We start from the raw sequence: 24364 nt of genomic DNA, 5'->3' as shown, positions 1-24364 counted from the left end.
AATCCAGTAGATGAACCAAGATGTAACCCACGGATGACTATATATCGTATCCAACGCCATCCTCCTCTATGTATGGTGCCTATCGTAAATATCACTCGTATGTATGCGGGGCTGATAGGAGGTGTTCATCGATATGCAGACTTCGTATATCAAGCGTATATCATAGACTTTTTATCCAATCTATCTTCAACCTTGTTTTTGGCTCTACGTATGGACTGTTGGACCATGCTTTTACTGACGCCTAGCTCGTATGCTATTTCTGAAATACTCTTTTTTTGCCCAATATGGAGAATGTAGCACTGCCGTTCTCTTAACGAAAAAGAGGAAAGAATATCCCCTAAAATAACCTTTTCTTCTCGTGTCATAAACAGATGCTTTTTATTAATGCTTTCTTCTTCAAGTTGCTCTGCAATATCCGGAATCGAATCAATATTTTCATACGACCTTCGTTGATAAACAGCCTTTTCATCTACCCCTCGAAACGTACCCGGTTGCCGTCCAGTAGTCATCCATTCGAGCGAAAGTCATGCTGTCAATCATGCTGTTGAACTGCTTCAAATCATTCATTTCAATCGGATTATCCCCGTCCACTTGATCCGCGCGTTTTTTCATTTCCTGCCTGCCCTCGATATACTCCGGAACCATTTTATCCACCCAACTCAACATGAAATCCCCTCCTGGTAGTGAAATTCTCGCTATTTAGGTACAAAAGTTGTAATCATTAAAAGGCAACAAAAAAGAGGACAACAAATGACACAGCACAATGCTGTAATCAATCGTTGTCCTCTGGATTGCCAGGATGACTTAATATATTCAATTTCCTTTTCACCTTTGTTATTTCCATTTCTAACTCAGTTAAACTACTATGGATATTTCTCGATTGAAGCCCCTTATCGCCAGCGCTTGACAGGAATAAAACGATGTCTTGATGCAAATTCTCTATAAAGAACATAATTTTTTGTATATCCTTAAATATATGAGGAGGAACATAATCTGGTGGTAATTTGTCCAAATTCCCCATTTTATTAAAAAGAAAATCATTTTCTTGTTGGAGTTCAAATCCAAAATCATATGTTCCATTACTAAGAAAGCTGTTAAAGTTTTCTTTAACTAAAAAACGAATCTTCTCTGGACCGTTTGCTATCGTTTTTACGTGTCTCGTTAATGAAGCTTCAATCTTTAACGTCTTTTCCATTTCTGTTCTAAGCCATTCCGCTTTCTGGTAACCCAGTTGTTTTTCCGTAGCTTCCAATGTGGATTTACCTGCGATGGATGCTCCAAAATATGCTCCTGCCAAAGTAAAAGCCCCTAGAAATAAATTATCAAAAAACCAAACTGGCAAGAAATCTACTTCCAAAGATAGAAGCTTAAGTATTAGTGAAGTAACTATCAGAATCAACACCCCGATAACTACTTCCCTCACGTACGATTTATCTTTCAGAACTCTTCCCCTTCTTCCCTCCGCATCCTTCGAACTTTCCCCTGATGCGTAACAATCCTATATTCACCGTGCTCCGGTAGCTCCCTCACTTTAGCGATACCCTCCGAAATAACCACCACACAGTTCATTGGTAGTTCCATTATACCAATTCCTAACAATAATGCATCCGTATTAAAAGTAATATCTTTGTTCACAGGACCCCTCCTTGTGTTAATATTAAGTCAGCTACGACGGGAGGAATCCTGTCTTTTTTTATTTCCTGAAAATACCCGTACCTCTATTCTTAATCACACCCACTTCTGCGCGGTCAATGATTAGTAATGCAATGTCCAAATTCCTTCGATTCATCGCCCTAGCAATCTTAGAAAGACTTGCCCCGTCCTCCCACATCGCATAGAACTTGTCCAATTCCCGTTCCTTAAATATCGGATTCAGTTTGATCCGCTCGTCATCGAATAGATAATACATGCCCTTCCTCCGTTCACTCCCTCACAAATCTCTTCGGATACCGTAACTGCTACCAAACATACGGATCATCGTGCTTGCCTCCAATCCGCAATTCGTATGTGAATGTCCTGCAACGCTTCGAGGGGTATTTATTCAGCTACCTTTGCTATTTCTTTTATTGGATTCAAGTTGTACCTCCCGGGTATAGAAAACATCTTGTAGTAAATACTAAAAGCTAAAGACTCCTGATTAAGGAGGTGAAAAAATGAAGGGTTTTTTAATTAGATTAATCCTATTAATCATCGAAGTGTTATTAAATTTGATGCATTAACAAATCCTTTAAAGAACAATCCAAACCAAGCCATATCGACTTGGTGCGGACCAGGAGTTAAATCAAAATATAGAATATAAACATACATACATAACAAGTCATCTGCTCACCTACTCAATCGCCCATACGCATCCCGCGACAGCCTCAGTAACAGTAACACGTCCGAGATTATTACTGCGATATCTTCTGGTATTGTAATTAACATCATTTTTGTACCAATTTCCATCCTTGTTTTAATACCGCGTTAACTCTTTACTCCATAGTGGTTGATTAGACCAGACTTTGTGAGCCTCTTACCATCTATACAACAGCCTCCCGAACGTCGGTCCATCATTATCACAAATGAAAAACCGCTACAAACGCTGTTAGTGCAACGTTTGTAGCGGTTTTTGATTTCCTTAACTTCTTCTAACTAGAATTATGTCCCAGGAGGACGTATAAATGTGTCGATTAACCCTGTGGTAATCACATTCCCAAATATCTTGTGTTGTATTTGTGTTGTATTTAATTATGAACCTAGATCACCAACAAAATATTATGCGTGACAAATATCCAAGTACACCATCTACATTAACCATCATTCTGCTTTAACCAATCACTAAGAATTTCTCCTTTCGAAATATAAATTACCTTTTTCTCTATTTTTATCACATTGTGCCAGTTTACGTCTTTCCATTCCAAATGGAATTCTTATGACAAGGGATATATATTATTAACATGCCGTATGGCTTATCTTGTTTCGGTCGGGATTCTTCAGGTTACTTTCTTTACATCATCTAAGACATTTGGCAAATCGCTTATCGGTAAAAAGCCTTCTATTTTATCATACATTCTCATATTTATTTCAGTCATTTTCGTGCCTAGCATATACTCACCAATGACGATTTCAAGCAACTCAAGCACTGCTTCGAAATAAGTTTCGTTGTCCGCTTTGTACCCTTTGATGTACAAAGTAAGACTGAAATCTCCCTTTTTCTTATCTTGATAATAGGTGAAAAAGACATCATCCCGAGTCAACTCAATTCCATTTATTTTTACACCATTATTAAATTCTTGCAACTGATTGAATGCCACGATAGAAAACCTATCCAAACGTGGTGCAGCATCCACCAACCGAATTACATCCGAAAAATTTTCCTCTATACCAGCCCCGCCAATTGTGAACTCCCGTTTACCATCAATTAGTTCGACAGTACATGAAAATACTAATTGTGGATTCACCTTCATAATCATCCGATTCAACTCTACAAACAATTTCTCGATATCCTGTTCTCGAAATATATAAAGTTCATCTTCATGTCTCTCGAACCATTCCCAAAATGCGATAACTGGATCTTTCTTTTTAAATAAATTTTTAATCAAAATGATCATCTCCTGAAAATTAGATATATAAAAATATCACAATATAATATTTATTACATTATTAATCATAATTTATTTTCATCTCATACATCTGAATAGTGTACTCATTGGTTCAATTTCAGCTCATTTATTAATACAGAAACACATCGCGAAATATTGTGTTCATTTATGTAGCTGATAATTGGCAAACATCAATAATCCATATACCTCTTCCTACATGAAGAACAATGCTTACTCAAGTTCCTAAAGACATTCATCTGTTTTCTGAAAGAAAAGTTCTATTAGCTTATTTTAAATCAACATCAATGTTAATCTTTTTTCTTCACCCATTTATCCAACCACTCAATTTCCTCTTGCTGCAGGCTCTGTTCTTCCTTCGTTTCTCTATCTACTACATTGTGCCAATTTGCTTCTTCCCATTCTAAGTGGGCTTCCCACTCACGCATTACTTTAACTGCATTTTCTGTTTCTAATTGCTGTCTAGTTTGGAATGGTATTATTTTCGCCATATTTACCACCTCTTCCGATTTAATATGTTCCTTCAATAATAAAGGTTTCAACCCGAAGAATCAAAAAAGCCCAAACTATTTTAGTCTGGACAATCTTGATTTCACATCTAATTTTCGTTTCTTATATATTTCTATTCCTTCTTTCAGTAACGCACCCGTTAGCTTATGAGATAAAGAATCCTATCAACTCCACTTCGGCTCCCCAGTATAGAAGGCACTTTCGCTTGAATCACATATTTATGCTCAAAACTTCAACTTAGTAAGCTCTTTTTCAAAAACCTTTTCTGGCGGAACGAAACTATAGCCAAGATCTTTTGCGACAGCCTCATAAGTAATTTCACCGTATGCTACATTTAATCCAAGTTTCAAAGATTCATTTTCAGAGATTGCTTTGAAAACACCTTTGTTAGCAATCTCTAATGCATAAGGAACTGTTACATTCGTTAATGCAATCGTAGAGGTTCTTGGAACCGCTCCTGGCATATTTGCTACTGCGTAATGCACAATACCGTGTTTTTCATATGTTGGTTTATCATGTGTTGTAATATGGTCAACCGTCTCTACAATACCGCCTTGGTCAATCGCAACATCAACAATAACAGAACCAGGTTTCATTGCTTTTACCATCTCTTCTGTTACAAGTTTAGGTGCTTTTGCACCTGGTATTAATACCGCACCAATTAAAAGGTCAGCTTCCGCTACAGCTTCTGCAATATTTAATGGATTTGACATTAATGTCTTGATTTGGTTTCCAAAAATATCATCTATTTGGCGTAAACGATTAGCACTTGAATCTAGGAGTGTAACAACAGCACCTAACCCAATTGCAAGTTTTGCTGCATTTGTACCTACAACACCACCTCCAATAATTGTCACTTTGCCGCGGCTCACACCAGGAACACCCGCAAGAAGGATCCCTTTGCCCCCATTTGATTTTTGTAGGAACTGAGCGCCGATTTGCGCAGCCATACGACCAGCAACTTCACTCATTGGAGTGAGGAGCGGGAGGGTAGGACCAGTGGCTACTGTTTCATACGCCATTGCAATAACACCTTTATCCTTAAGAGCCTGTACTAAAGACGGTTCAGCAGCTAAGTGGAGGTAAGTGAATAGGATTAACCCTTCGCGGAAGTATCCATACTCGCTAGAAAGGGGCTCCTTCACCTTCATAATCATTTCAGCTCTAGACCATACATCCTTCACATTTTTAACGATTTCTGCACCAGCACTAGTATAATCTTCGTTTGTGAAGCTGCTTCCGATCCCTGCATCTTTCTCAACCAATACTTTGTGACCAGCATTTAAGAACGAAATAACTCCGCTTGGGGTCAAGGCAACACGATTTTCATTATTTTTAATTTCTTTTGGAACTCCTATGATCATCCCATATCCTCCCAGAATTCGTTATAAAGACAGGTTAATATCTCCTAAAATTTAATTAGATTTTCTCACCCTATCCCGATTTTTAATACTTCTGAATCTGCCTTTATTCTCCGCCAGTTTTTACCACCCTGGCGATGTTCATGTATACTCTTACTTAAATCTAGTGCCCTTGATGGAGAAACCATGATTATTAAAGTAAATAACCAAGGAACCCGACAGGAGTAAGTCGTAAAATCATTGTTTCAGATCTCAAGATGACTGTATAAATTGCATATTCAATACTGCAAAAAGTTGAGGAGTCAAATTTTCCACACAAGCGTTTTTACAGCTAATATTTACATAAAGTTTGTTTTAAGTTCTTTTATTTAAAAATTCTTGCTGAGCTCTTTCGTCACTTTCTCAAAAACGTTAGTACTATGAGGAGCTCGGACGCGAGTAGTCGGGTCTATATATGCTTTGGCATGACTAATCGCAGTAGTTGCATCACCAAATCCATTAATGATTAATTTTATTTTTCCATCATAAGTTACAATATCACCAGCAGCGTATATGCCCTCTATATTTGTTTCCATCTTTGAATTAACCACGATAGAATTCTTCTCAATATCCAATCCCCAGTTTTTGATGTGTCCTAAAGAAGAAACGAACCCATAATTCACTACTATCGCATCAACTTCTAAAGAAAACTCTTTACCTTCTTTTTCTAAAACTAACTCCGTTGCAATATTTTCATTCCCCAAAATCATATTTATAGTACAGGGAGCAAGTATATTTACTGAGGATTTTAATAATTTTTTTATACTATGTTCATGAGCCCTAAATTGATCTCTTCGGTGTATGATTGTAACTTGCTCTGCTAATGGTTCCAACATAAGAGACCAATCAACCGCTGAGTCTCCCCCACCAAACACGGCTACTTTTTTTCTGGAAAAAGCATCCAAATTATCAATATAATAGAATAGGTTCTTTCCCTCGTATTGTTCAGCGTCAACCTCTTCTAATTTTCTGGGTCGAAAAGCTCCACTACCAGCAGTGATGACAATAGATTTACTTCGGTGAATATTCCCCTTTTCCGACTCAATATAAAATGTTTGATCCTCCATTTTTCGGACACTAATAATTGTCTCATCCAAAACAATGCTGGGGTTAAATTGAAAAGCTTGTGTTTTTAAGTTTTCAATGAATTCACTTGCTTGTATTTTAGGAAAACCAGCTATATCATATATGTTTTTTTCAGGATACAAAGCACTTAATTGTCCCCCTAATTGTGGTAGACTCTCAATGATTTTTACGGACATCTCCCTCATCCCAGCATAGAATGCAGTAAATAACCCTATAGGACCAGCTCCTATTATTGTCACATCATACAATTCATTGTCGTAAAACTTTCCAGGCATTTAATTGACCTCACTTTCAGTTAACTCGCTGCATTTAATACTTTTAATAAAAACTTTTAGTATATCAACAAGCATTACTAGTGATTCAAGACTAACATATTCTTCCGTCCCATGATGTCCATGACCAGAAGGACCAAATTCCACGGCCGGGATTCCTTGTCTAGCAAAATATCGGGTATCAGCTGTCCCATCCTGACCGAATAGTTTTGGTTTTTTATTATATTTTAAATTCAATAATTGAAATAATTGTTGTACATAGATATTTTCTTTATTGACTTTGACTGGCGTATATATATTTAAAACGTGATATTGGTTAGCTCCAACAATCTTTTCAATTTCCTTTAAAATATCTTTAGGGTCCTGATCAGGCATATATCTAATGTCTAATACAAGTGTACAACTATCCGGTACTGAGTTGATCACATTACCTCCACGTATTTTTGACAGGTTGACGGAGTAATTCGGAAAATACTCTGTTGTACATTTTGTAAAACTAGCATTTTTTATTTGCCTAAACATTTCCACAGCTTTAATTATGGCATTTTCTCCCAACCAAGGTCTACTTCCGTGAGCAGCCTTGCCTAAAACATTAATTTCTAATTGAATTACTCCTTTACTCTCTATCGCGATATTTAAATCTGTTGGCTCTAGGCAAATGGCAAAGTCTCCAATAAAGCCGTTTTCCACTAGGAAAGCTGTCCCATGGTTACCACCTGTTTCTTCATCAGGACAAAATTGAAACATTACACTGACATCCAAATTCTCTCTTTCTAATGTTTTTGCCAAGACCATCATACAAGCTATGGATCCAAGCATATCGAGTGTTCCCCTTCCATATAATCGACCGTCTTCCCTATATGGGGAAAATTGTGACGGTTGACCTCTTACCACATCGACATGTCCATTAAGGATTACTGTCTTACCGCCTTCTCCAATTGTTGCGACTACCATTTTATAGTCATTATTTATGACCATTTTGGGCTGCAAACCACTTTCTTGCAGCCAATTATAAATATAATCCATGCACTCATTTACATTTTCTTTAGTACATGTTTCAAATTTAATTAATCTGGAAGTTAGCATTTCAATTTCCTCTACAACCATAAGATCACCACTTTTTCATAAATTAGCATTAATCATTATAAAACTCACCTATTTTATTGTACTTTTCTACAGAATTCTTTTTTAACCATAATGAATAGATATAGGCCCCAATGTATACTGCCAATACATAGAAGGGGATGAGCTTTACAATGATACTATCTGATTCAGCAAGAAAAGTTATATTTTGAATTAGCAGAACGATGACTATCATCTGAGTAATCCCTCCAATTACCGGTGCAACTAGAGTCCTGAGATAATCACCCGTAGTCTTTCGTCCGATTCGGTTAAAATAGCCTATAACAGCTAGGGAGACAAAAAATTGTACTGTCAGAATAGATAATGTTGCAATAATGGCCACCCATGTTCCAAGCCCTAATAGTGGTTCTGATCCCGCCATAGCAAATGCGCCGACAATTACTGTCGCAATAATTAACTGGGTTATAGAAGCAATATAAGGGGATTTGTAAACAGGATGTGTCTTTCCTAGGGATTTAGGCAAGATGCCTTCCCGACCAAATACGTAAAAATACCTTGAAGCATTATTATGAAAAGCAAAAGCACAAGCAAAAAAACCAGTGACAGCAAAGAAGTCCATGAATGTTCTGAATAATGAACCTGCGTACGTTTCCGCTAGGACAAAAAAGTATGAGCTTGTGTTTTGAACAGCTATATCATGCGCTTCTCTACCATATCCTAGAATAGACATGAAAGCTGAAAAAGTATAAAAAACACCTAGTACTATTACAGCGGTATATGTTGCTCTGGGAACGCTTTTCTTTGGATCTGCAGTCTCCTCACCATATATAGCCGTTCCTTCAAAGCCGATCCATGACCAAAAAGCGAGGAAAAATCCAATGCCAAGTGAAGGGGCAGTAGCCAATTCTATTGGATTGAATGCGTAAAATTGAACTCCTTCAGCTCCACCCTGACCTAAAATTGCAAGGTCTACAATTAATATGATTAGTAGCTCCATTATTAACGCAAAGCCAAGTATCTTTGCAGTTAAAGTAACTGTAAAATAGGCTAGTGCAAATATGATTAACAAAGCGCAGAATGAATAAAAATACCAAGGCAGTTGTAATCCAAAGTAGTTTCCAAATAATTCTGCTGAAAAAAAACCAACACCACCTAAAATCGCAGACTCAATTAATGAGTAACAGAAAAGAGAGGCAAATCCTGCCGACAGACCTAGAGATTTCCCCAAACCTTGTGAAACAAAGGTATAAAAAGCCCCTGCTGCAGTAATCCTCTTCGTCATTTCCACGTAGCCAATTGAGAAAACGAGTAAAATCAGTGTTGCTAATCCGTAGACAAGTGGCGTGGCTAACCCAGCTCCAAATGAAATAGATAATGGAATATAACCTGGAACAATCACCATAGGTGCAGCACTGGCTAAAACCATCAAGACAATGTGCATTTGACTTAAAGATCCTTTAGAAAGAGTACTACTATGTTTCTCCTCAGGACTTTCTACCCTAACTTCTCCAACCGTAGGTCTAGTGGCATCTTTCATATAATAACCCTCTCAATAATTGAATTTTCTCCATAAACACTATTCAAAACATTCTGTCAATTATTAGCATAATATTCTAAGGATACTACTATTTAGAAGCGTTAGTCTTTACATTTTTACTGCACTTCTTCTTTCTGTTAGTTTATACGCTGATTCAAATACGATTAATACTTCCCCCTTTGTCCAAGGTACAGGAGATTGAGTAATAAAAAAGTCATCCATTGATTTATCAGCTAAAGTTTCAAAGTCATCTTCCTTAATACCTACTTCCATTAGAACAGGTATTTCAATTTCTGCAAGTATCCTTTTTATAGCCCTCACAGCCCTTGATCCGTCTTTTGAAGCGTCTTCTTCTTCACCAAGCGCGTCTGCAATCCGCTCCATCAAATGTGGAATATGCCTCCTTTCACGTTCCATTGTCTCAGCTAATATAAGTGCCACGGTAAGACCATGCGGCAAATTGTACACCCCTCCAATTGCCTGTCCTAGTGAATGCTCAGCTGTACAATCAGATATGTTCATAGCCAATCCCGCCATTAAGCTTGCGCAAGCCATATTGGATCTGGCAACCTTATCTCCGCCATTATTAACGACTGCCGTCAGGGATTCACCGGAAAGTCGGATAGCCTCTAAAGCAATCGCTGTTCCAATTGGTGTTCTAACTTTTGCGACAATAGCAGCAATTGCTTGAGCAAGCGCATCTATTCCCGTAAATGCAGTGATCGATTTGGGCAATCCATATGTTAAAACTGGGTCAACAATAGCATATTGTGCTCTTATAAAAGGATGAGCTAGACCTATTTTTACATCATTGGATGTATCAGTGATAACAGCTCCGCCTGAAACTTCCGAGCCTGTTCCAGCAGTAGTAGGCACTGTAATTAAAGGAATACTCGGCTCTATATATATTTTATCTGATTGCATAAATGCAGATAACTTTTGTTTTTGAGTAATACTTAATCTTGCAGCCTTTGCGGAATCTATCACTGAACCTCCCCCGATAGCAATGACCACATCAGCATTTGAATTCTCCAATTCAGAAGCAATTTCCTCCACATTCGTGATGGTTGGTTCTCCTGGTTCCTTTACGAATTTCACTACATTCAACTCATTAATGACGGACTTTAATTCAGGAATCACCTCTTCAAGGCCCTTATCTATGACAAGAAATGCCTTTCTCAGCCCATTCGCTTTCATTATTTCCTCTAATTTACAGATCCTTCCTTCGCCGAACTCAATGTGTACAGGTAAATGATTCTTATAGCTATCTACTTTTTCCATCTATGAAACCCCCTTTATATCGAATAGTATGAACAATTACTCGTAGGCAATAAACACAGTTTTCATTTCACTGTAATTATCTAGAGCAGCGAGACCGAGTTCTCTTCCTATTCCAGACTTTTTGACTCCACCAAACGGAGCCTCTAAATGAACAGATGATATAGAATTGACTGACAGAACTCCTGTTTTTAACTTACTAATCAATCTAAATATACGTGCGTTATTATTTGTCCAAATGGAACCAGAAAGTCCATATTGGTTGTCATTGGCCAGCCTCACTGCCTCTTCTTCATCATCGAACGTAATAATGGAAGCTACAGGGCCGAAAATTTCCTCTCTAGCGACTGTCATATCGTTCGTAACATTCGTTAAAATGGCTGGTTCAAGAAAAAAACCATTTTTGTTCGTATATTCAGGGATACATCCTCCATACAAAAGTTCAGCACCTTGCTCCACGCCTTTAGTGATGTAATCTAATGAAGTTTTTCTCTGTTGGTCTGTTACTAAAGGTCCTAATACAGTATCTTTATTTTCTGGATCACCTATAACTAAGGCCTTGGTATATTGGGTAAAGTAATTCACGAACTTATCGTATATATTCTTTTGTACAAGAATCCGTGATCTTGCGCAGCAGTTTTGACCGGTATTTTCGAAAACACCATTTACTGATTCGAATGCAGCTTTTTCAATATCCGCGTCATCAAAAATGATGCTTGCAGATTTGCCTCCTAATTCTAGCGAAATATTTTTTACAGTATCAGCAGATTTCCTCATAATTTGTGCTCCAATTTCTGTGGATCCTGTAAAACTTATCTTTTCAATTAAAGGGTGCTCCGTCATCCGATTGCCTATAACAGAACCCGCTCCTGGCACAACATTGAATACACCCTCTGGAATGCCAACTTCCAGAGCCAACCTGCCAAGTTCTAAAGCAGTTAACGGAGTCAAGCTGGCTGGTTTTAACACAACCGTGTTTCCACAAGCCAATGCTGGGGCGATTTTCCATGAAGCTATGGCGAGCGGGAAGTTCCAAGGAGTGATTAATCCCACTACTCCAATTGGCTCGCGGAATGTTAAGAGTTGCCCATTCGCTTGTGTAGGTATTGTGTGGCCCATATGTTTGTCGATAGCTCCAGCATAGTAATAAAATACCTCTGCAACGGATTGTACTTCTCCAAGAGTATCTCTGATTGGTTTACCGACATTTTGTGTTTCTAACAGAGCCAAGCGATGACAATTACGTTCAATCGCTTCGGCCAATTTCCTAAGTAATCGAGCTCGATCCCTCGGCTTGACGCTCCTCCATTTCGGCAAAGCTTTTGCTGCTGCCTCTACAGCGGTATCAATCTCTTCAAGCCCGCCCTCAGGAACTGTGGCTATCAATTCTCCATTTGCGGGGTTCATTATAGTTGTCAATTTTCCGGAAGTAGACTTTTCTAATTTGCCATCAATGATTAACTCATACATTCTATACACATCCATTACATTATTTTTGTTAATCCACATTTTTCCGACCTTTTGTTTTATTTGCCTCTAAAACAAAAGCCTTAAACAAAGGCATATTAGTCTTTAAATCTTCTTCAGGATGCCATTGAATCCCTACACAGAATGGATGATCCGGATATTCTACTGCTTCTATCAATCCAATCTCATCGGATCCTGAAACAATCAATCCTACACCAAGCTGATCAATGGCTTGATGATGGGAGGATGGCACAACTGTTTCTTTCCCGTATATATTTATTAATTTAGTTTCTTCTTTAAAGAAAACTTTATGGTTATGGAAAGCGTTTTTTCTGTCTTTTCCTGTGTGCGGATTTCCAGTACCATATACATCAGGAACGTGTTGGTGAAGCGTTCCTCCTAGAGCTATATTCAGAAGCTGCATTCCACGGCAAATCCCTAGTATAGGAATCCCGTTGGTAAGAGCTTCTTTAATAAGAGCTAATTCTGTTTCGTCTCTAAGGACGTCCAGTTGATCAGTATTCGGGTGAAGTTCTTGATTGTATAAATTTGGATTTATATCATTCCCCCCAACCACTACTAAACCATCTAATGTGTTTAGTAGGACGTTAGGGTTTTCTTTGTATTCCTTGGAAGAGGGAATAACAACTGGACTGCCTCCAGCCTTAAAAATAGCGCTTACATATGTGTCTGGTATCGTAGTGGATGAAACCTCCTTCCATGTCGGTATCAGTACAGGCAGCCTGTAGCTTGTCATCCCAATTCTTGGCATGAAACCCACCCCTTTTAATAGTTATTTGTAATTTTATTAAACTCCCGGATTTTTATTGCTAATTGTAAGGGGAACCATTGTTTTTCATTTGCTAAATCAATCGATAGAATTTCTTCAATTCTTTTTAGTCTTTTATACACCGTATTTCTATGGGCATATAAATGTTCTGATATTTTTTTGATGTTCCCCGCATATTCCAAATAAATTGTTAACGTTTCTAAAAGCGCAGATTCATTTACAGCATCATAACTAACTAATTGATTTACTTTTGTTCGATAGGGATCTCTTAATTTCATATCTTCGCCAAGCCTACTCAAATACAGATAGTAGGAAATATCCTCTAACATATAGATATCACTAGCCTCGTACAAAGAAGTCCCTATTTTAAGTGCTTCACGAGCTTCTTGCATCGCTATTTCATAGTGTTGTATGTTAGTGATTAGTTCGGAGATTCCCATAGTTGTTTTATAACCATGATTTTTTTCATAGGTTTTTTGTATATTAATAAACTCTTTCTTTAAATTTTTTATGAAAAAGTTATCCGGGGCAGGGCATAAAATATTAAATTCCAAGTCACTATAAGCGAAGAGTAAGTTTGATTCGAAAGAACCAATGACTTGAGTAAGGTCCTTAAAAAAGGCATCTTTGTTTTCATCCGTCAACCCTTTACTTATACCGATATTTCCCACAATTAAAACATGAGATCCTGCAGGGTTTAAACCATATTTCCTTAAAGTGTTGGTTAAATTCGAATCCGTCAGACTGCCTCGTTCCAGGTCAAGGAAGAAATTCTTGATTTCGTTTCTTTTTTCAAATTGTTCTTCAAGAATTTTATTTTTTATAACTAACCCGGTATGATTAGCAACAACTTGCAATATGGTTTGATCTTCTAACGAAAAGGATTTTTCATCACTGAAACACTGAATATTCCCTAAATAGTCATTGCCGCTAAATATACCCAGAGAAATTTTATATTTATACAAACGATATACGTTAGTTTCCAGTTCTTTTTGCAAGTCTTGGCCCGTTATATTCTTGCTTAACACTTGGGTGTTTAGTAAAAATATATTTTTTTGGGCAATCTTTGATACATCTTCCATACTCGGATTAAAGACCCGGAAACAGCTTTTTATGATGGGCTTATGTGTAAATAGAGTATTAGACAAGACGGTTACTGATAGTTGAGCATTTAAAACGTCCCTGACCAATTCGTTAATCAATTCCAATGTATGAGAAGGCGAGAAGTCAGAAGCGCTGCTAATAGATAAAGTGGTTAGCCTCTCTAATATATAAGCTTTTTTATTAGCCATTTCATATATTTTGGCATTTTCCACTGCTCCAGCTACAAGCATTCCTATTCTTTCTGCCATTTTTATATGAGTCTTTCCGAAATGGTTCTTCTTTGCAGAGTAGATGCTCACAACGCCAATAAGTTTGTTTTGGTTAGAAATAATAGGGACACACAATAAAGACTCATAGTCTTTCTCACCCAACGAACGTGTGTAAACAAACTTTGGGTCTTCCCGTAGCTTTTCCTTTATTAAATACGGTTCACGGCTCAGAGCAACGTACCCAGTTACCCCTTGTCCCACTTCAATTTTGAGGGTATTTTTGTATGCATACGCCACACTCTTTGTAGCTGCAGATAATACCAATTCCATGTGCTCTTCATCTAATAAATAGATAAAGGAGTCGTCTGCTTCAACTGCAGATGCCGTGATTTCTACAATTCTTTCTAAAACGTTCTCTAAATTTAAGGAAGAGCCGACTGTCATGATTATATCTTCGAGAGCCTTTATCTCACTTACTAGTGGATGGTTCTTTACTATGCGCTTTTCGTGATTCAAAACTTTTCCATTAGAGATAACCATAGTCACACCCTCCCTTTTCCAATCAAACTCTCTCTAAATATCTCTTTCTCTCCCAGTCAGTCACTGACATTCTAAATTTTTCGGATTCCCACTTTCTTGTATAAATATACTGCTTCAAAAATCCATCGTTAAAATATTTCTGAGCTATTTCGCTTTTCTCCAAATTTTCAATCGCCTTGTCTAATGTCAAAGGAATGGGTGTCAGATTCTCCTGATTGTATGCATTTCCCTCTATTTCTTTAGGCAATGGAATTTGATTCTCAATACCATATAAAGAAGCAGCCATGTAAGCTGCTAATGCAAGATATGGATTTGCATCAGCTCCGGGAAGTCTATTTTCAATTCGTATAGAATTTTTATCTGTGTTCATCACTCTTAATGCAGTAGTTCTGTTATCAATTCCCCATGTCGCGTTTACGCCTGTCCAAGAACCTGTCACTAATCTGGAATAGGAATTGATTGTAGGGCAATAAAACAGAGTGAATTCGGGTATAGTTTGGAGGACACCACCGATAACATTTTCCATTAAAGATGAGATACCTTGTTTTGATTCATCCCAAAAGAGGTTGACGTCTGGATTATCAATAGACCTTATACTCTGATGGATATGCCCGCTTGATCCTGAAAGCTGATCAGAATATTTAGCCATAAAAGTTACCGTCATTCCATGCTTTGCTGCAATTTCTCTAATAGCTGTTTTGTATAGCAATACTTTATCTGCAGTGTCTAGCGGTGTGCTATGATTGACACTCATTTCGAACTGTCCCGCCCCTGCTTCATATATAAATGACTCTACAGGGATTCCATACTCTCTTAAATTGTGAACAATGTCATCAAATGTTTCTTGGACTTCTGGCTGTTCACATAGCCCATACGTGTTCATGTTTGCAGTAGCTGGAGTTAGATTCGAATAATTCTTTTCAATAATTGATTGTGGTGTTTCTTTTAATAAATAAAATTCAAGTTCATAGCCAAACGAAAATTCATATCCGATTTTTTCTGCATACTCAACCATTCTTTTAAGAACCTTCCGCGGAGCAACTTCCACTATTTCACCGTTTGCGTCACACACGTCAGCTATCATTGATGCAGAATTTCGTCCCCAAGGCTTATACCTATAAGTATCCAAGTCCGGTTTTAAGAATACGTCTGGGAACCCTTTGTCCCAAGAAGAAAACAATTCCTGCTGGCCATCGTATATTTTGTCAGTTATGTCCCAGCCAAATAAAATGTCGCATATAAATGTTCCTTTTTCTGCAACACTTTTCATAAAGTATTCTGTATTAAGAAACTTCCCCTTGTATCTACCATCCATATCAGGGATTCCTAAACTAATCATATTAACACCGTTTTTAAGGATGTCTTCTTTAATTTCTAGGAGTTTCGCTTGACTATCGGTAACTTTAGTTTTTAATAACACGTATAACCCTCCCTTTCTCATCTAACTACATTAATCCATTTCCACTGTGAATACACATGTGATTGACCGTTTAATTTATCCAACATTGTCAATATCCCGAAAAATATACTAATAAAAACAGTTGCTAATTGGAATATATTGTGGATATAACAATTAGTACCATCAATATGAAAATAGTATTCAACCACATCTTTTAAACTAGATAATGCAATATATTAGATAGATAAAAGAGGTGGAAGTCTTACTAATTGTAAATTAGAAGTCCACCTCTTTTTTATCTGTTACAAACTAGCTATTTCAGTGGGATATATCATGAGCTCCTGCTAAAATGAACTCTTCAACTTCAAAGCTATCATGAGCATTACTCATGTGTTCTTGCACTGCCTCAATTAATTTTTCTTCCGTTGGTTCCTTTGCGACAAAATTACAACCACTTTCAAAACATTCATATCCCTTCATTAACAAGTCCCCCCTTATCCTGCTGTCACGCCAACTACAAAATCAATTTCCGGATCAAGTATTTGTTCAATTAACTTATCTTCCGGAGTAATCCCCATCTCTCTACATCTATTTCTGTAATGTCTTACCTTCTGAGTTTGATACTTTTGTACATCTAATCCCGGTACTGCCTTTTGATACTCAACTAAACCGACCACGGTACCCCTAAACTCATCGAATATGTCATGAACCAAGTATTCGTATTCCGGATTTTCTTCTAACAGCAGTCTCACAGCTGTTGTCCCAAAAGTTATATGACGTCCTTCATCAGCGAGGATTCTCTTAAAGCCCTTGTCAAGGGTTCTGCAAACGTTTCCATAAATTTTTAAAGTATCAACTACTATTTCATACGACGGCATTGACAGAACTCCTTCCACAAAGGCATTGTAAAGCGTCATATATTGAATCATAGACTTCTTGATTTCTTCCTGATTATTTTCATGTACTGCATTTTTCAACTTCTCAGCGTAAAAAGGAAGCCCTTCGTGCATAACTTCTTTAATTTCAAACTGTCCGGACGGATCTTCAACCTTATCTCTTGTCACAAAATATGGTGCAACCTCTTCAGGCTCCAAAATCCCTGCAATTTCCTCGTGCCAAATCACTAAAAATTCTGCATGTTTCGCTTCTTCCATCAGGAATGTCGAAAGATACATAACCCAGTCAAATTTATTTAACGCCTGTGCTCCTTGAAGCATTGGAATTAATTCATTGGTTACGGCTTGTTCACCGGAAAGGAATCGGACAGTAACACTCAATAGCCCAGTCCTCTGTTTTTCGGTCAGAGTCTCCCAGTCCTTCTTATCTTGAGAGTAGTCCCAATCTTTTGGATTCCAAACACTTTTGATTGCTTTTTCATACTTGCGATAAATATCGCCCTTCATCATATCTCTAGTAAAGAAAAATAATTCTTCTGCTTTCATCTGTACATTTTGAGTCATGAATATTCAGCCCCCTCATAGTATTATGAATTAATTATATATTACCACTATTAAGTTGACGAGGTGCGCACTGCCCATTAATTTGCCCTTTAAATGTGCCAATTGCTTTATCCTCATCTTTCTTGGTCGCCATTATCATTTCCTGTAGAAGTTCCTGTATCAATCAGATTTAAAAAAAATCTGCGTTAGCCTGAATGTATCCCATTTCATGTTCTGGCACGTCTTCTTCATAATAAATTGCCGAGACAGGACACTGAACTACACATGCTCCGCAATCAATGCAAGTATTCGGATCAATAAAAAATTGTCGATTCCCCTTATGAATAGCATCAACAGGACAAACCTCTGCACAAATTGCTGCAGTTTCCTCAATACATGGAGAAGTAATTATGTGGGCCATTAATCTCTTTCCTTCCTATAAAAATTTTAAAAAGATTTAATATAAGAATGTATGCTCTGCACTTGTTTATCTCACCTCTCTGATATTTTCATATGTTTTCTGTTAACATCTTTTATTATATTCGGATTTTTCCATCTATTCAATGTGCGCCATGCCCTTCCTTTCGTCAATATAATGTGCAATTGTAATAAGTCCGATTAATTTGTAATTATAATACTAGGCAAATAGCGAGGATATGGAATATAGAACGCATAAACATTCGTTACTCCTCTTTCCTCGAATTACGTTTCTTTATGCCAGTGCTGCTCCACCATCTAGCTCCCTCATGGAACTCACCACTTCCTCTCAAGAATGCCCTATTGGTTATCTATGTTCTTCGAATTTTACTGAATGCTAAGAGGTTGTTCTTTCTTTATTGTTCGGCCCATCTCATTCGAATGGTGCTATGGTTTCTACAGACTTCTGATTGTTCAGCAATCCATCACTGAATAGGTTCTTAGTGTACTTTACGTATCTTTCAAACCTCCACAGGTAAGAACGTAGTCTTCCTTTTCCCCTTCGGCAGAAGGGGCTTTTTTTTGATATGCAAACTCGCCCAATCATTCACTGCCTTACATGAAATTCGTGTTCCTCAAACCGGCTTGCTACTTTCCGATTCCACGACCATAGACACCCATACGTTAAGCTTACTGTTACATATGCCATTACAGTTGAAGAATTGCACCCTATGGACTCCGCCCATGCTGGGCGCACATAAAAAAACAGACAGAAGTGTTATTTTCCTGTCTGTTTAGAGGAAATAGAAGTAGCTGACATTCTAATCACATTCCTCTATTACTATCAACGCCTTTTCTTTTTCAATTTTTGTTTAGTTTCGAATAGTATTATGTTCCCCACCTGACTAGACAAAGCATTATTGGACCTATCCCAAATATCTATGTAAGAAGTCGTTCCTCGATGACCTTATAGGATTGAGCTGTTTCTGATGATATTCAGGGATTATACTATTTGATAGTCTTTTCGATTTATCCTACCAACTATACTTTTCAACTTTACTTCGTAAATGTCTCGTCTTTTTTAAGTATCCTGACCTAATCAATTTATGCAGATCACCCGTAGGTCTACTTTTGATAATGTTCGATATATCTTCTTTCTCAAAAGGTTGACCATCATTCGAATAACCCAATTCATTTACTTTATTCGCAACCTTTTCAACACTACCTATGTATGCGTACTCCTTAATAATTTGCTCTTCCAACGTCTTCGGATGGAAGGATTCAACTAAATCAACAAATCCTTGTAGAATCTCAATTTCTTTTTTTGCTTGATCTACGGTTTTCAAGTTCTTCATCACTCCCCCTAATTCAGATTATTCTATATTTAGCACTAAAAACCCTCTTATTAATGATGCCAAATGTTCTTTACGATGAAAGTTAATAAAATATTAGAATCTCTTGATTAATAAAAAATTAAAAGCACTACCCTAAGGGCAGTGCGAATAAAGTTTTATTCTTTAGATTTCAAACGCAGTAAAACTTCCCTTATCATCGAAATCCATAACTTGGACAACTTTATCGGAAAACTGTGTCACCGTATTTGTACTACTACCTATTACAAGGGAAAGTACATTGAAGGCTTTCTCTTTTTTCTTCTTATTGAATGCTTCTAAAAATGAATCCCTTAATCTGTCTTCGCCGTCCGTAACAAACAAAACATCTGCTTGTTTAAAACGACTTTCGTTTATGACATTCATCGCCTTATCAAGAGGCAGTGCAAAGTTCGTACCTCCACTTAAGAAGGTTTGAGCAAGATTAACCATATCTGAACCTTTAATTTTCCCTTTCTCATATTTAATGATCTTTGTCCGAGTAGAGAACAAGATTAAACAAAAATCCCTTTTCTGTTTTCTCGCAATCGACATAAGAGCTAACGTAAACCCTTTTGATTGGGTATCTAGCTTGTGCATACTCCCTGACTGATCTAGACAAAGCACGATTGGACCTTTCCCCAATACCTCATGCCCTTTCTGTTCATACATCATCGTCTGTCCTTCCACAAAGCGACGTAGGAAGTCGATCTTCGTTAAGGGATGTGTGTATAAGCCCAATTCCATCGGCAACAGCCGCTCAATATCGTTGCCTAAAGTAACCCCACTTCTTTCCATTGAATCACTATGCTTGGATTTCTGCTTTCTACGGGCAATCTGTTTAAATCGACCAGCCCAATCTGCAATTTCTTTCATCTGTTTATTAGATGCAATTTTTTCAGCTAATGAAATTTGGTCCCGTAAAGGAACTTTTTTCAGTTCTGCGTCACCACTACCAGCACTCGTGCCCCCAAGTAATGATTTTAAGCTATCTTTCGTCTGTTTCGTTTCCTGCATTGCTTGTTCCATAGCTTGGGAGAAGCTATGGCTGTTATTTTCCAACGTCTGTTGAAGTTGCCCATCTAAGTCTGACATTGCTTCTTTTAATTCCTCATGTAGCTTCTCTCTACCATTTCCAACCCCATTTTGTTGTTCCTGCTTTTGAAGTTGACTTTGCATCACCTGGATTTCCTGCATCTGTTTTTGTAGGTCTTCATCCTGCTCTTTTTGGTCAACTAGCCATTGATTTGTCTTCTCCCCGAATTTCACAGTGCCGATGGCTGACGATAAATCATCCAAACGTGTGAAGCTTCTATAACTGTCGAAGGAATCATCTGACATGATTTTTTCCATCAGTGATTTGTTGACTTGAAGATCCGCGGCAACTTCCTCTTTCGTCATTTCAGGTTTCATCTTATATAAGGAAGCCCAAATGTCAGCAAGTAATGGCTCGAACGTCGGTAACTCTCCCTCATCACTTATCTTCTGAAGTCCTTGTGACATCTCATAAATTTCTCTAAAACGCCTTTTATCGAATGCGTCTGTATTTAATACAGAACGATTTTCATTTTGAATTGTATTTCTTCTCATGAAGAACACTTCCTTTCTTTATTTTAAAAGAAATGCCTAAGGAAGTCCCTAGACATTTCAACTCTTATTTCATCAATTTTTAAAACGGCATCTCTACTGTTTGCTTTTCATTTGAATTCTTAAAATCCATGGGCTCTAAAATGCTGTCCAGGATTTCTTGTTGCATCAATTTTACTTTATCGAGTATTGGTTCGATATCCATAGATCGGCCTTGATTATGTTTCTTAAGCTTATTCAAGTCATTCACCAATGCCTTCATTTTCTGGGTAGCTTCCATTCCTGCATCAGTCGAATTATCCTTCAGCATGGAATTGAACACTTCATTTGCTTCATTTTGTATGGAATCAATGGCACGAGTCACTACATCTTGTGCATGACTACGAACAATGAGCGATACGGTATCCTTTTGATCAACTGATTCCCATAGTGCATTTTCTAAGATGACAATATCATCTACTTGTACAACTTGCCTTTGGTCAATCAAAGCCTTCGCTTGAAGCACCGAAAGCGACTGTTTAAAACGTCTGTCAGAAGGACGGATTCCTTCATCGCGCAATTTATTACGAATTTTTGAAAGTGTTTCATAGACTTCATCAGGAATTGTAACCATATCAGTAAAAAACTGAAGTTGAATCAATTCTTCCATTGTCATAGATGGCATCGGTTGATTTTGACCAGTCCCCTTCATCATAGAAACAAAATTCGTTTCATCAGCAATGTAGTCTAGCTCGAACCGAAGTAGAAACCTATCAAAAAGAGCTTCAAGGCCCTCTCCTTCATCTGGGTATTCATTTGAAGCTCCAATGACTGACATCAAAGGAACCTTTACTGGCGTTCCATTATTATAGAAGATTCTTTCATTTATTAGCGTTAGCAAGCTGTTCAAAATAGCTGAATTCGCCTTGAAAATTTCATCTAGAAATACCAGATTAGCTTCTGGCATTTTAGTTGCTGTATTTCGCTTGTACACGCCTTGTTCAAGGTCTTTAAGCGATAGGGGACCAAATACCTCTTCAGGTGTACTGAACCTTGTCAGCAACCACTGGAAATATTCTGTTCCCTGTACGATTTTGGCCAACTCAACCGACAATGCCGATTTCGCAGTTCCAGCAGGTCCAATCATCAGCATGTGCTGCCTAGAGAGCAGAGCGACAAGAATTCCTTCTACTTCTTGCTCACGCTCGAAAAACTTTGCATTTAGTGCATTTTTGATTTCCATTAGCTTTGTAAAGTTAGTATTTGTCATTTTAAATAACCCCTTTGATTTTTAGTTTAAATAGAAAAGGAAGCCGGCCCCAATTGCAACCGTACTTCCCTATTAAGAATCCTCCTCAGTATTTCGATGAAAGAATAAACAATTCTTGTTCTTTTAATGAAAGCTCACGCATTTTCATCTGCAATTCCTGTTCTTTTAATTCATTTAAGCGTTCGAGCTGATGAGCAATCTTTTTAATATGTTGCACACAATCAACAACATCTCTTTCGTAGAATTTTCTCCCCATTATTGTTTGATAAAACTCAGTCATTTTAATCTCTCCATTCCAATACTTTTTAAAGATCCGCAACCATTTTTGAAACCGCAGCTCGGATTGTCATGATTTTATTTTGTAGTAAATCTGCTTCATTGGTGACAATGCTTTTGTAATTACGATAGTTCGCAATTACAGACTTCGCATTTTCAATAATCTCTTTCACTTGTCCCTTTTTCAGCCCTGTACTCGACATACAATCATGTAAAATTGATTCTAAATGGTCATTTAGCTTCGTGTTCACCATTTGTCGGTTATCGAATGTATTCACAACGGGTATCTTGAACCCCTCACTGTTCTCAAGAGAGGACGTGAAGCTTACAAGCTGATTCAACCCTTCCGTATGTGAATCAGGAACGAAGTACACACCCCCGTTTGGTCGCACCGGAGTGGGTGCTAGAGATTGAAGTATTTTACTAACCATTACTCTTACTTGCTGGGCTGAATAATGGTCTTTATAAATATTGAAATTACGCTCTGCTTCAAAGCACAACTCTTTTGCAATTTCATTCTCCGTAATAAAAGTTAGAGAACTATTCTGCTTATCTAGCGTGATTACGCCCGCCTCACTGTTGTAATCAAGACGTTTACCTGCCTGGTTTACTGTTTCCACTACAATGTTTCTTTGCACATGGCTCTTGTCCGAGAACACTTCACGTATAAGGAAGTTCTTGAATACCCCAGCATGTCCAGTAGACTTTCTAGTCACTATCTCTTTAGTACTTCTTCGGAAAGCATCGGCTGGACGAATCGCGTTCGGCATCCATTCAACAGGCAATCCTGACTGAATAAGTGCTCGCTCCAAATCATCCATTTTGATTAATTGCTTACCAACCGAGAACCACATTAAATGCCCTAGAATACCGTCTTGTTGCTTGTTTTGGACAGCCGTCATATTATCAAGATTAATCGACATACCTAACAACCCTTTCTATTTTTGTATTTTAAATAAATAAAAAAACGCATTTATACCTAGCGATTGCTAAGTAAATACGTTTTAAAATAACCCTATTTTCATATTTCAATAGATCCTCTACCATCTCCCTTCAATACCTTTTTGAATGCAAAAAACCGACATCTCCTGAATAGGAAAAATCGGTTTTAATATAGTTCACGCAATATGCGTAAGTATCACTTTTGATATGCAATGTAATTTATTGACGTGTAACACGTCTGCCTAACTTTTCCTATAAATTAGGAATATAAAGGCTGAACATTTGTGCCGAGTCTCTTTCCGCAAATGCAAAAAGTGTAACGACTTTCACTAGTGGAAGCAGTGACTTAATAATTTAAAGAATATACATATAGACTAACAAAACCGTTTGCCCATCGCAAACTTGTGGAAAATCATTGTTGCCTAATGTGAATAAAAGACAAACCACTGAACAGGATTGATCATTTCAATTTTATTCCTCACATTGCACCCCGATGATATCCGAAACCAGAATTTTGTACGTCCCAAATGGATCGTCAAATATAATACACTCAGTCCGCAAATCAATTCCTTCTATTACACCGCCCATTTCATTGACTTTTCCATCCTTCCAAGTCTTTACGAGCGTTTGGCATTTACGATTAGTCGCCACTTCGATTTCCTCTTGTATTGACTGAAGGTCCCACTCGCTTAATTCTGGACGTTCAATGTAGTGGTCCTTATCCATCCAATTTCTCAATTCAACTATATGCTCAGGTAGCATCATAGCGGTCCATTTGATATTTCCGCGATCACGAATCATTCTAATCCT

25 protein-coding genes are annotated in these 24364 nt (G+C 37.6%); all 25 read right to left on the bottom strand.

The annotated features are described in order from the left end of the window. Positions 1–149: 149 nt before the first annotated feature. The 25 genes from AC1TO4_RS11465 to AC1TO4_RS11345 all read right to left on the bottom strand — a co-directional run bounded on the left by AC1TO4_RS11465 (position 150) and on the right by AC1TO4_RS11345 (position 24355). Positions 150–509: a sigma factor-like helix-turn-helix DNA-binding protein gene (locus AC1TO4_RS11465; RefSeq protein ID WP_482105420.1), complete on the bottom strand. Its 360-nt coding sequence runs from the start codon at positions 507–509 to the stop codon at positions 150–152. Further along, positions 466–666, bottom strand: a complete 201-nt coding sequence (locus tag AC1TO4_RS11460) for a hypothetical protein (protein WP_482105419.1) — start codon at positions 664–666, stop codon at positions 466–468. Before AC1TO4_RS11460 ends, AC1TO4_RS11465 begins: the two co-directional genes overlap by 44 nt. Positions 667–772: 106 nt before the next feature. After that, entirely contained in the window at positions 773–1297 is a 525-nt protein-coding gene (locus AC1TO4_RS11455) for a hypothetical protein (protein WP_482105418.1), read from the bottom strand. A gap of 140 nt (positions 1298–1437) precedes the next feature. Next, entirely contained in the window at positions 1438–1635 is a 198-nt protein-coding gene (locus AC1TO4_RS11450) for an XtrA/YqaO family protein (RefSeq protein WP_482105417.1), read from the bottom strand. A 58-nt stretch (positions 1636–1693) separates the two neighbouring features. Then, the gene (locus tag AC1TO4_RS11445; RefSeq protein WP_482105416.1) at positions 1694–1909 is read right to left on the bottom strand and encodes a hypothetical protein; all 216 of its coding nucleotides are present in this window, start codon (positions 1907–1909) and stop codon (positions 1694–1696) included. A gap of 1063 nt (positions 1910–2972) precedes the next feature. After that, complete coding sequence (locus AC1TO4_RS11440; RefSeq protein WP_482105415.1) at positions 2973–3581, bottom strand: hypothetical protein; 609 nt, start codon at positions 3579–3581, stop codon at positions 2973–2975. Between the two features lie 308 nt (positions 3582–3889). Beyond that, complete coding sequence (locus tag AC1TO4_RS11435; protein ID WP_482105414.1) at positions 3890–4090, bottom strand: hypothetical protein; 201 nt, start codon at positions 4088–4090, stop codon at positions 3890–3892. Positions 4091–4333: 243 nt separating this feature from the next. Further along, positions 4334–5473, bottom strand: coding sequence for an alanine dehydrogenase (ald, locus tag AC1TO4_RS11430; protein ID WP_482105413.1), 1140 nt, complete (start codon positions 5471–5473; stop codon positions 4334–4336). A gap of 365 nt (positions 5474–5838) precedes the next feature. Continuing rightward, positions 5839–6870, bottom strand: coding sequence for an NAD(P)/FAD-dependent oxidoreductase (locus tag AC1TO4_RS11425; protein ID WP_482105412.1), 1032 nt, complete (start codon positions 6868–6870; stop codon positions 5839–5841). Then, on the bottom strand, positions 6871–7974 hold the full coding sequence (locus AC1TO4_RS11420) for a M20 family metallopeptidase (RefSeq protein WP_482105411.1): 1104 nt from the start codon (positions 7972–7974) through the stop codon (positions 6871–6873). It abuts the gene before it with no gap. 28 nt (positions 7975–8002) lie between these two features. Further along, on the bottom strand, positions 8003–9487 hold the full coding sequence (locus tag AC1TO4_RS11415) for an APC family permease (protein WP_482105410.1): 1485 nt from the start codon (positions 9485–9487) through the stop codon (positions 8003–8005). Positions 9488–9595: 108 nt separating this feature from the next. Further along, positions 9596–10768, bottom strand: a complete 1173-nt coding sequence (locus AC1TO4_RS11410) for an iron-containing alcohol dehydrogenase family protein (protein ID WP_482105409.1) — start codon at positions 10766–10768, stop codon at positions 9596–9598. A 36-nt stretch (positions 10769–10804) separates the two neighbouring features. After that, positions 10805–12274 carry an aldehyde dehydrogenase family protein gene (locus AC1TO4_RS11405; protein ID WP_482105408.1) on the bottom strand — a complete coding sequence of 490 codons (1470 nt, stop codon included), beginning with the start codon at positions 12272–12274 and terminating at the stop codon, positions 10805–10807. Beyond that, a complete protein-coding gene (locus AC1TO4_RS11400; protein WP_482105407.1) occupies positions 12264–13004 on the bottom strand; it encodes a gamma-glutamyl-gamma-aminobutyrate hydrolase family protein in 741 nt (246 codons plus the stop codon). The genes AC1TO4_RS11405 and AC1TO4_RS11400 overlap by 11 nt, the downstream gene beginning before the upstream one ends. Positions 13005–13018: 14 nt before the next feature. Beyond that, complete coding sequence (locus tag AC1TO4_RS11395) at positions 13019–14875, bottom strand: helix-turn-helix domain-containing protein (RefSeq protein ID WP_482105406.1); 1857 nt, start codon at positions 14873–14875, stop codon at positions 13019–13021. Between the two features lie 22 nt (positions 14876–14897). After that, complete coding sequence (locus tag AC1TO4_RS11390) at positions 14898–16295, bottom strand: glutamine synthetase family protein (protein ID WP_482105405.1); 1398 nt, start codon at positions 16293–16295, stop codon at positions 14898–14900. A 297-nt stretch (positions 16296–16592) separates the two neighbouring features. Beyond that, complete coding sequence (locus tag AC1TO4_RS11385) at positions 16593–16754, bottom strand: DUF1059 domain-containing protein (protein WP_482105404.1); 162 nt, start codon at positions 16752–16754, stop codon at positions 16593–16595. A gap of 14 nt (positions 16755–16768) precedes the next feature. Continuing rightward, entirely contained in the window at positions 16769–17734 is a 966-nt protein-coding gene (locus tag AC1TO4_RS11380; protein ID WP_482105403.1) for a ribonucleotide-diphosphate reductase subunit beta, read from the bottom strand. Positions 17735–17903: 169 nt separating this feature from the next. Then, positions 17904–18134: an indolepyruvate ferredoxin oxidoreductase subunit alpha gene (locus tag AC1TO4_RS11375; RefSeq protein WP_482105402.1), complete on the bottom strand. Its 231-nt coding sequence runs from the start codon at positions 18132–18134 to the stop codon at positions 17904–17906. 1030 nt (positions 18135–19164) lie between these two features. Continuing rightward, complete coding sequence (locus AC1TO4_RS11370) at positions 19165–19485, bottom strand: hypothetical protein (protein ID WP_482105401.1); 321 nt, start codon at positions 19483–19485, stop codon at positions 19165–19167. A 162-nt stretch (positions 19486–19647) separates the two neighbouring features. After that, a complete protein-coding gene (locus AC1TO4_RS11365; RefSeq protein WP_482105400.1) occupies positions 19648–21090 on the bottom strand; it encodes a VWA domain-containing protein in 1443 nt (480 codons plus the stop codon). Between the two features lie 79 nt (positions 21091–21169). After that, positions 21170–22336, bottom strand: coding sequence for an AAA family ATPase (locus AC1TO4_RS11360; protein ID WP_482105399.1), 1167 nt, complete (start codon positions 22334–22336; stop codon positions 21170–21172). A gap of 85 nt (positions 22337–22421) precedes the next feature. After that, complete coding sequence (locus AC1TO4_RS11355) at positions 22422–22616, bottom strand: hypothetical protein (RefSeq protein ID WP_482105398.1); 195 nt, start codon at positions 22614–22616, stop codon at positions 22422–22424. Between the two features lie 25 nt (positions 22617–22641). Next, complete coding sequence (locus AC1TO4_RS11350) at positions 22642–23535, bottom strand: DUF6744 family protein (protein ID WP_482105397.1); 894 nt, start codon at positions 23533–23535, stop codon at positions 22642–22644. 490 nt (positions 23536–24025) lie between these two features. Beyond that, complete coding sequence (locus AC1TO4_RS11345; RefSeq protein WP_482105396.1) at positions 24026–24355, bottom strand: YolD-like family protein; 330 nt, start codon at positions 24353–24355, stop codon at positions 24026–24028. Positions 24356–24364: the final 9 nt, after the last annotated feature.

This window comes from Sporosarcina sp. Y838 (assembly GCF_056786515.1).
This window is presented reverse-complemented; position numbering and strand designations above follow the sequence as displayed.

Excerpts from the sequence above, each read along its gene's own strand:
- AC1TO4_RS11465 (WP_482105420.1), bottom strand. The coding sequence starts at position 509 with ATGACTACTGGACGGCAACCGGGTACGTTTCGAGGGGTAGATGAAAAG.
- AC1TO4_RS11460 (WP_482105419.1), bottom strand. The coding sequence starts at position 666 with ATGTTGAGTTGGGTGGATAAAATGGTTCCGGAGTATATCGAGGGCAGG.
- AC1TO4_RS11445 (WP_482105416.1), bottom strand. The coding sequence starts at position 1,909 with ATGTATTATCTATTCGATGACGAGCGGATCAAACTGAATCCGATATTT.
- AC1TO4_RS11435 (WP_482105414.1), bottom strand. The coding sequence starts at position 4,090 with ATGGCGAAAATAATACCATTCCAAACTAGACAGCAATTAGAAACAGAA.
- ald (WP_482105413.1), bottom strand. The coding sequence starts at position 5,473 with ATGATCATAGGAGTTCCAAAAGAAATTAAAAATAATGAAAATCGTGTT.
- AC1TO4_RS11425 (WP_482105412.1), bottom strand. The coding sequence starts at position 6,870 with ATGCCTGGAAAGTTTTACGACAATGAATTGTATGATGTGACAATAATA.
- AC1TO4_RS11420 (WP_482105411.1), bottom strand. The coding sequence starts at position 7,974 with ATGGTTGTAGAGGAAATTGAAATGCTAACTTCCAGATTAATTAAATTT.
- AC1TO4_RS11415 (WP_482105410.1), bottom strand. The coding sequence starts at position 9,487 with ATGAAAGATGCCACTAGACCTACGGTTGGAGAAGTTAGGGTAGAAAGT.
- AC1TO4_RS11410 (WP_482105409.1), bottom strand. The coding sequence starts at position 10,768 with ATGGAAAAAGTAGATAGCTATAAGAATCATTTACCTGTACACATTGAG.
- AC1TO4_RS11405 (WP_482105408.1), bottom strand. The coding sequence starts at position 12,274 with ATGTGGATTAACAAAAATAATGTAATGGATGTGTATAGAATGTATGAG.
- AC1TO4_RS11400 (WP_482105407.1), bottom strand. The coding sequence starts at position 13,004 with ATGCCAAGAATTGGGATGACAAGCTACAGGCTGCCTGTACTGATACCG.
- AC1TO4_RS11395 (WP_482105406.1), bottom strand. The coding sequence starts at position 14,875 with ATGGTTATCTCTAATGGAAAAGTTTTGAATCACGAAAAGCGCATAGTA.
- AC1TO4_RS11385 (WP_482105404.1), bottom strand. The coding sequence starts at position 16,754 with ATGAAGGGATATGAATGTTTTGAAAGTGGTTGTAATTTTGTCGCAAAG.
- AC1TO4_RS11380 (WP_482105403.1), bottom strand. The coding sequence starts at position 17,734 with ATGACTCAAAATGTACAGATGAAAGCAGAAGAATTATTTTTCTTTACT.
- AC1TO4_RS11375 (WP_482105402.1), bottom strand. The coding sequence starts at position 18,134 with ATGGCCCACATAATTACTTCTCCATGTATTGAGGAAACTGCAGCAATT.
- AC1TO4_RS11370 (WP_482105401.1), bottom strand. The coding sequence starts at position 19,485 with ATGAAGAACTTGAAAACCGTAGATCAAGCAAAAAAAGAAATTGAGATT.
- AC1TO4_RS11365 (WP_482105400.1), bottom strand. The coding sequence starts at position 21,090 with ATGAGAAGAAATACAATTCAAAATGAAAATCGTTCTGTATTAAATACA.
- AC1TO4_RS11360 (WP_482105399.1), bottom strand. The coding sequence starts at position 22,336 with ATGACAAATACTAACTTTACAAAGCTAATGGAAATCAAAAATGCACTA.
- AC1TO4_RS11355 (WP_482105398.1), bottom strand. The coding sequence starts at position 22,616 with ATGACTGAGTTTTATCAAACAATAATGGGGAGAAAATTCTACGAAAGA.
- AC1TO4_RS11350 (WP_482105397.1), bottom strand. The coding sequence starts at position 23,535 with ATGTCGATTAATCTTGATAATATGACGGCTGTCCAAAACAAGCAACAA.
- AC1TO4_RS11345 (WP_482105396.1), bottom strand. The coding sequence starts at position 24,355 with ATGATTCGTGATCGCGGAAATATCAAATGGACCGCTATGATGCTACCT.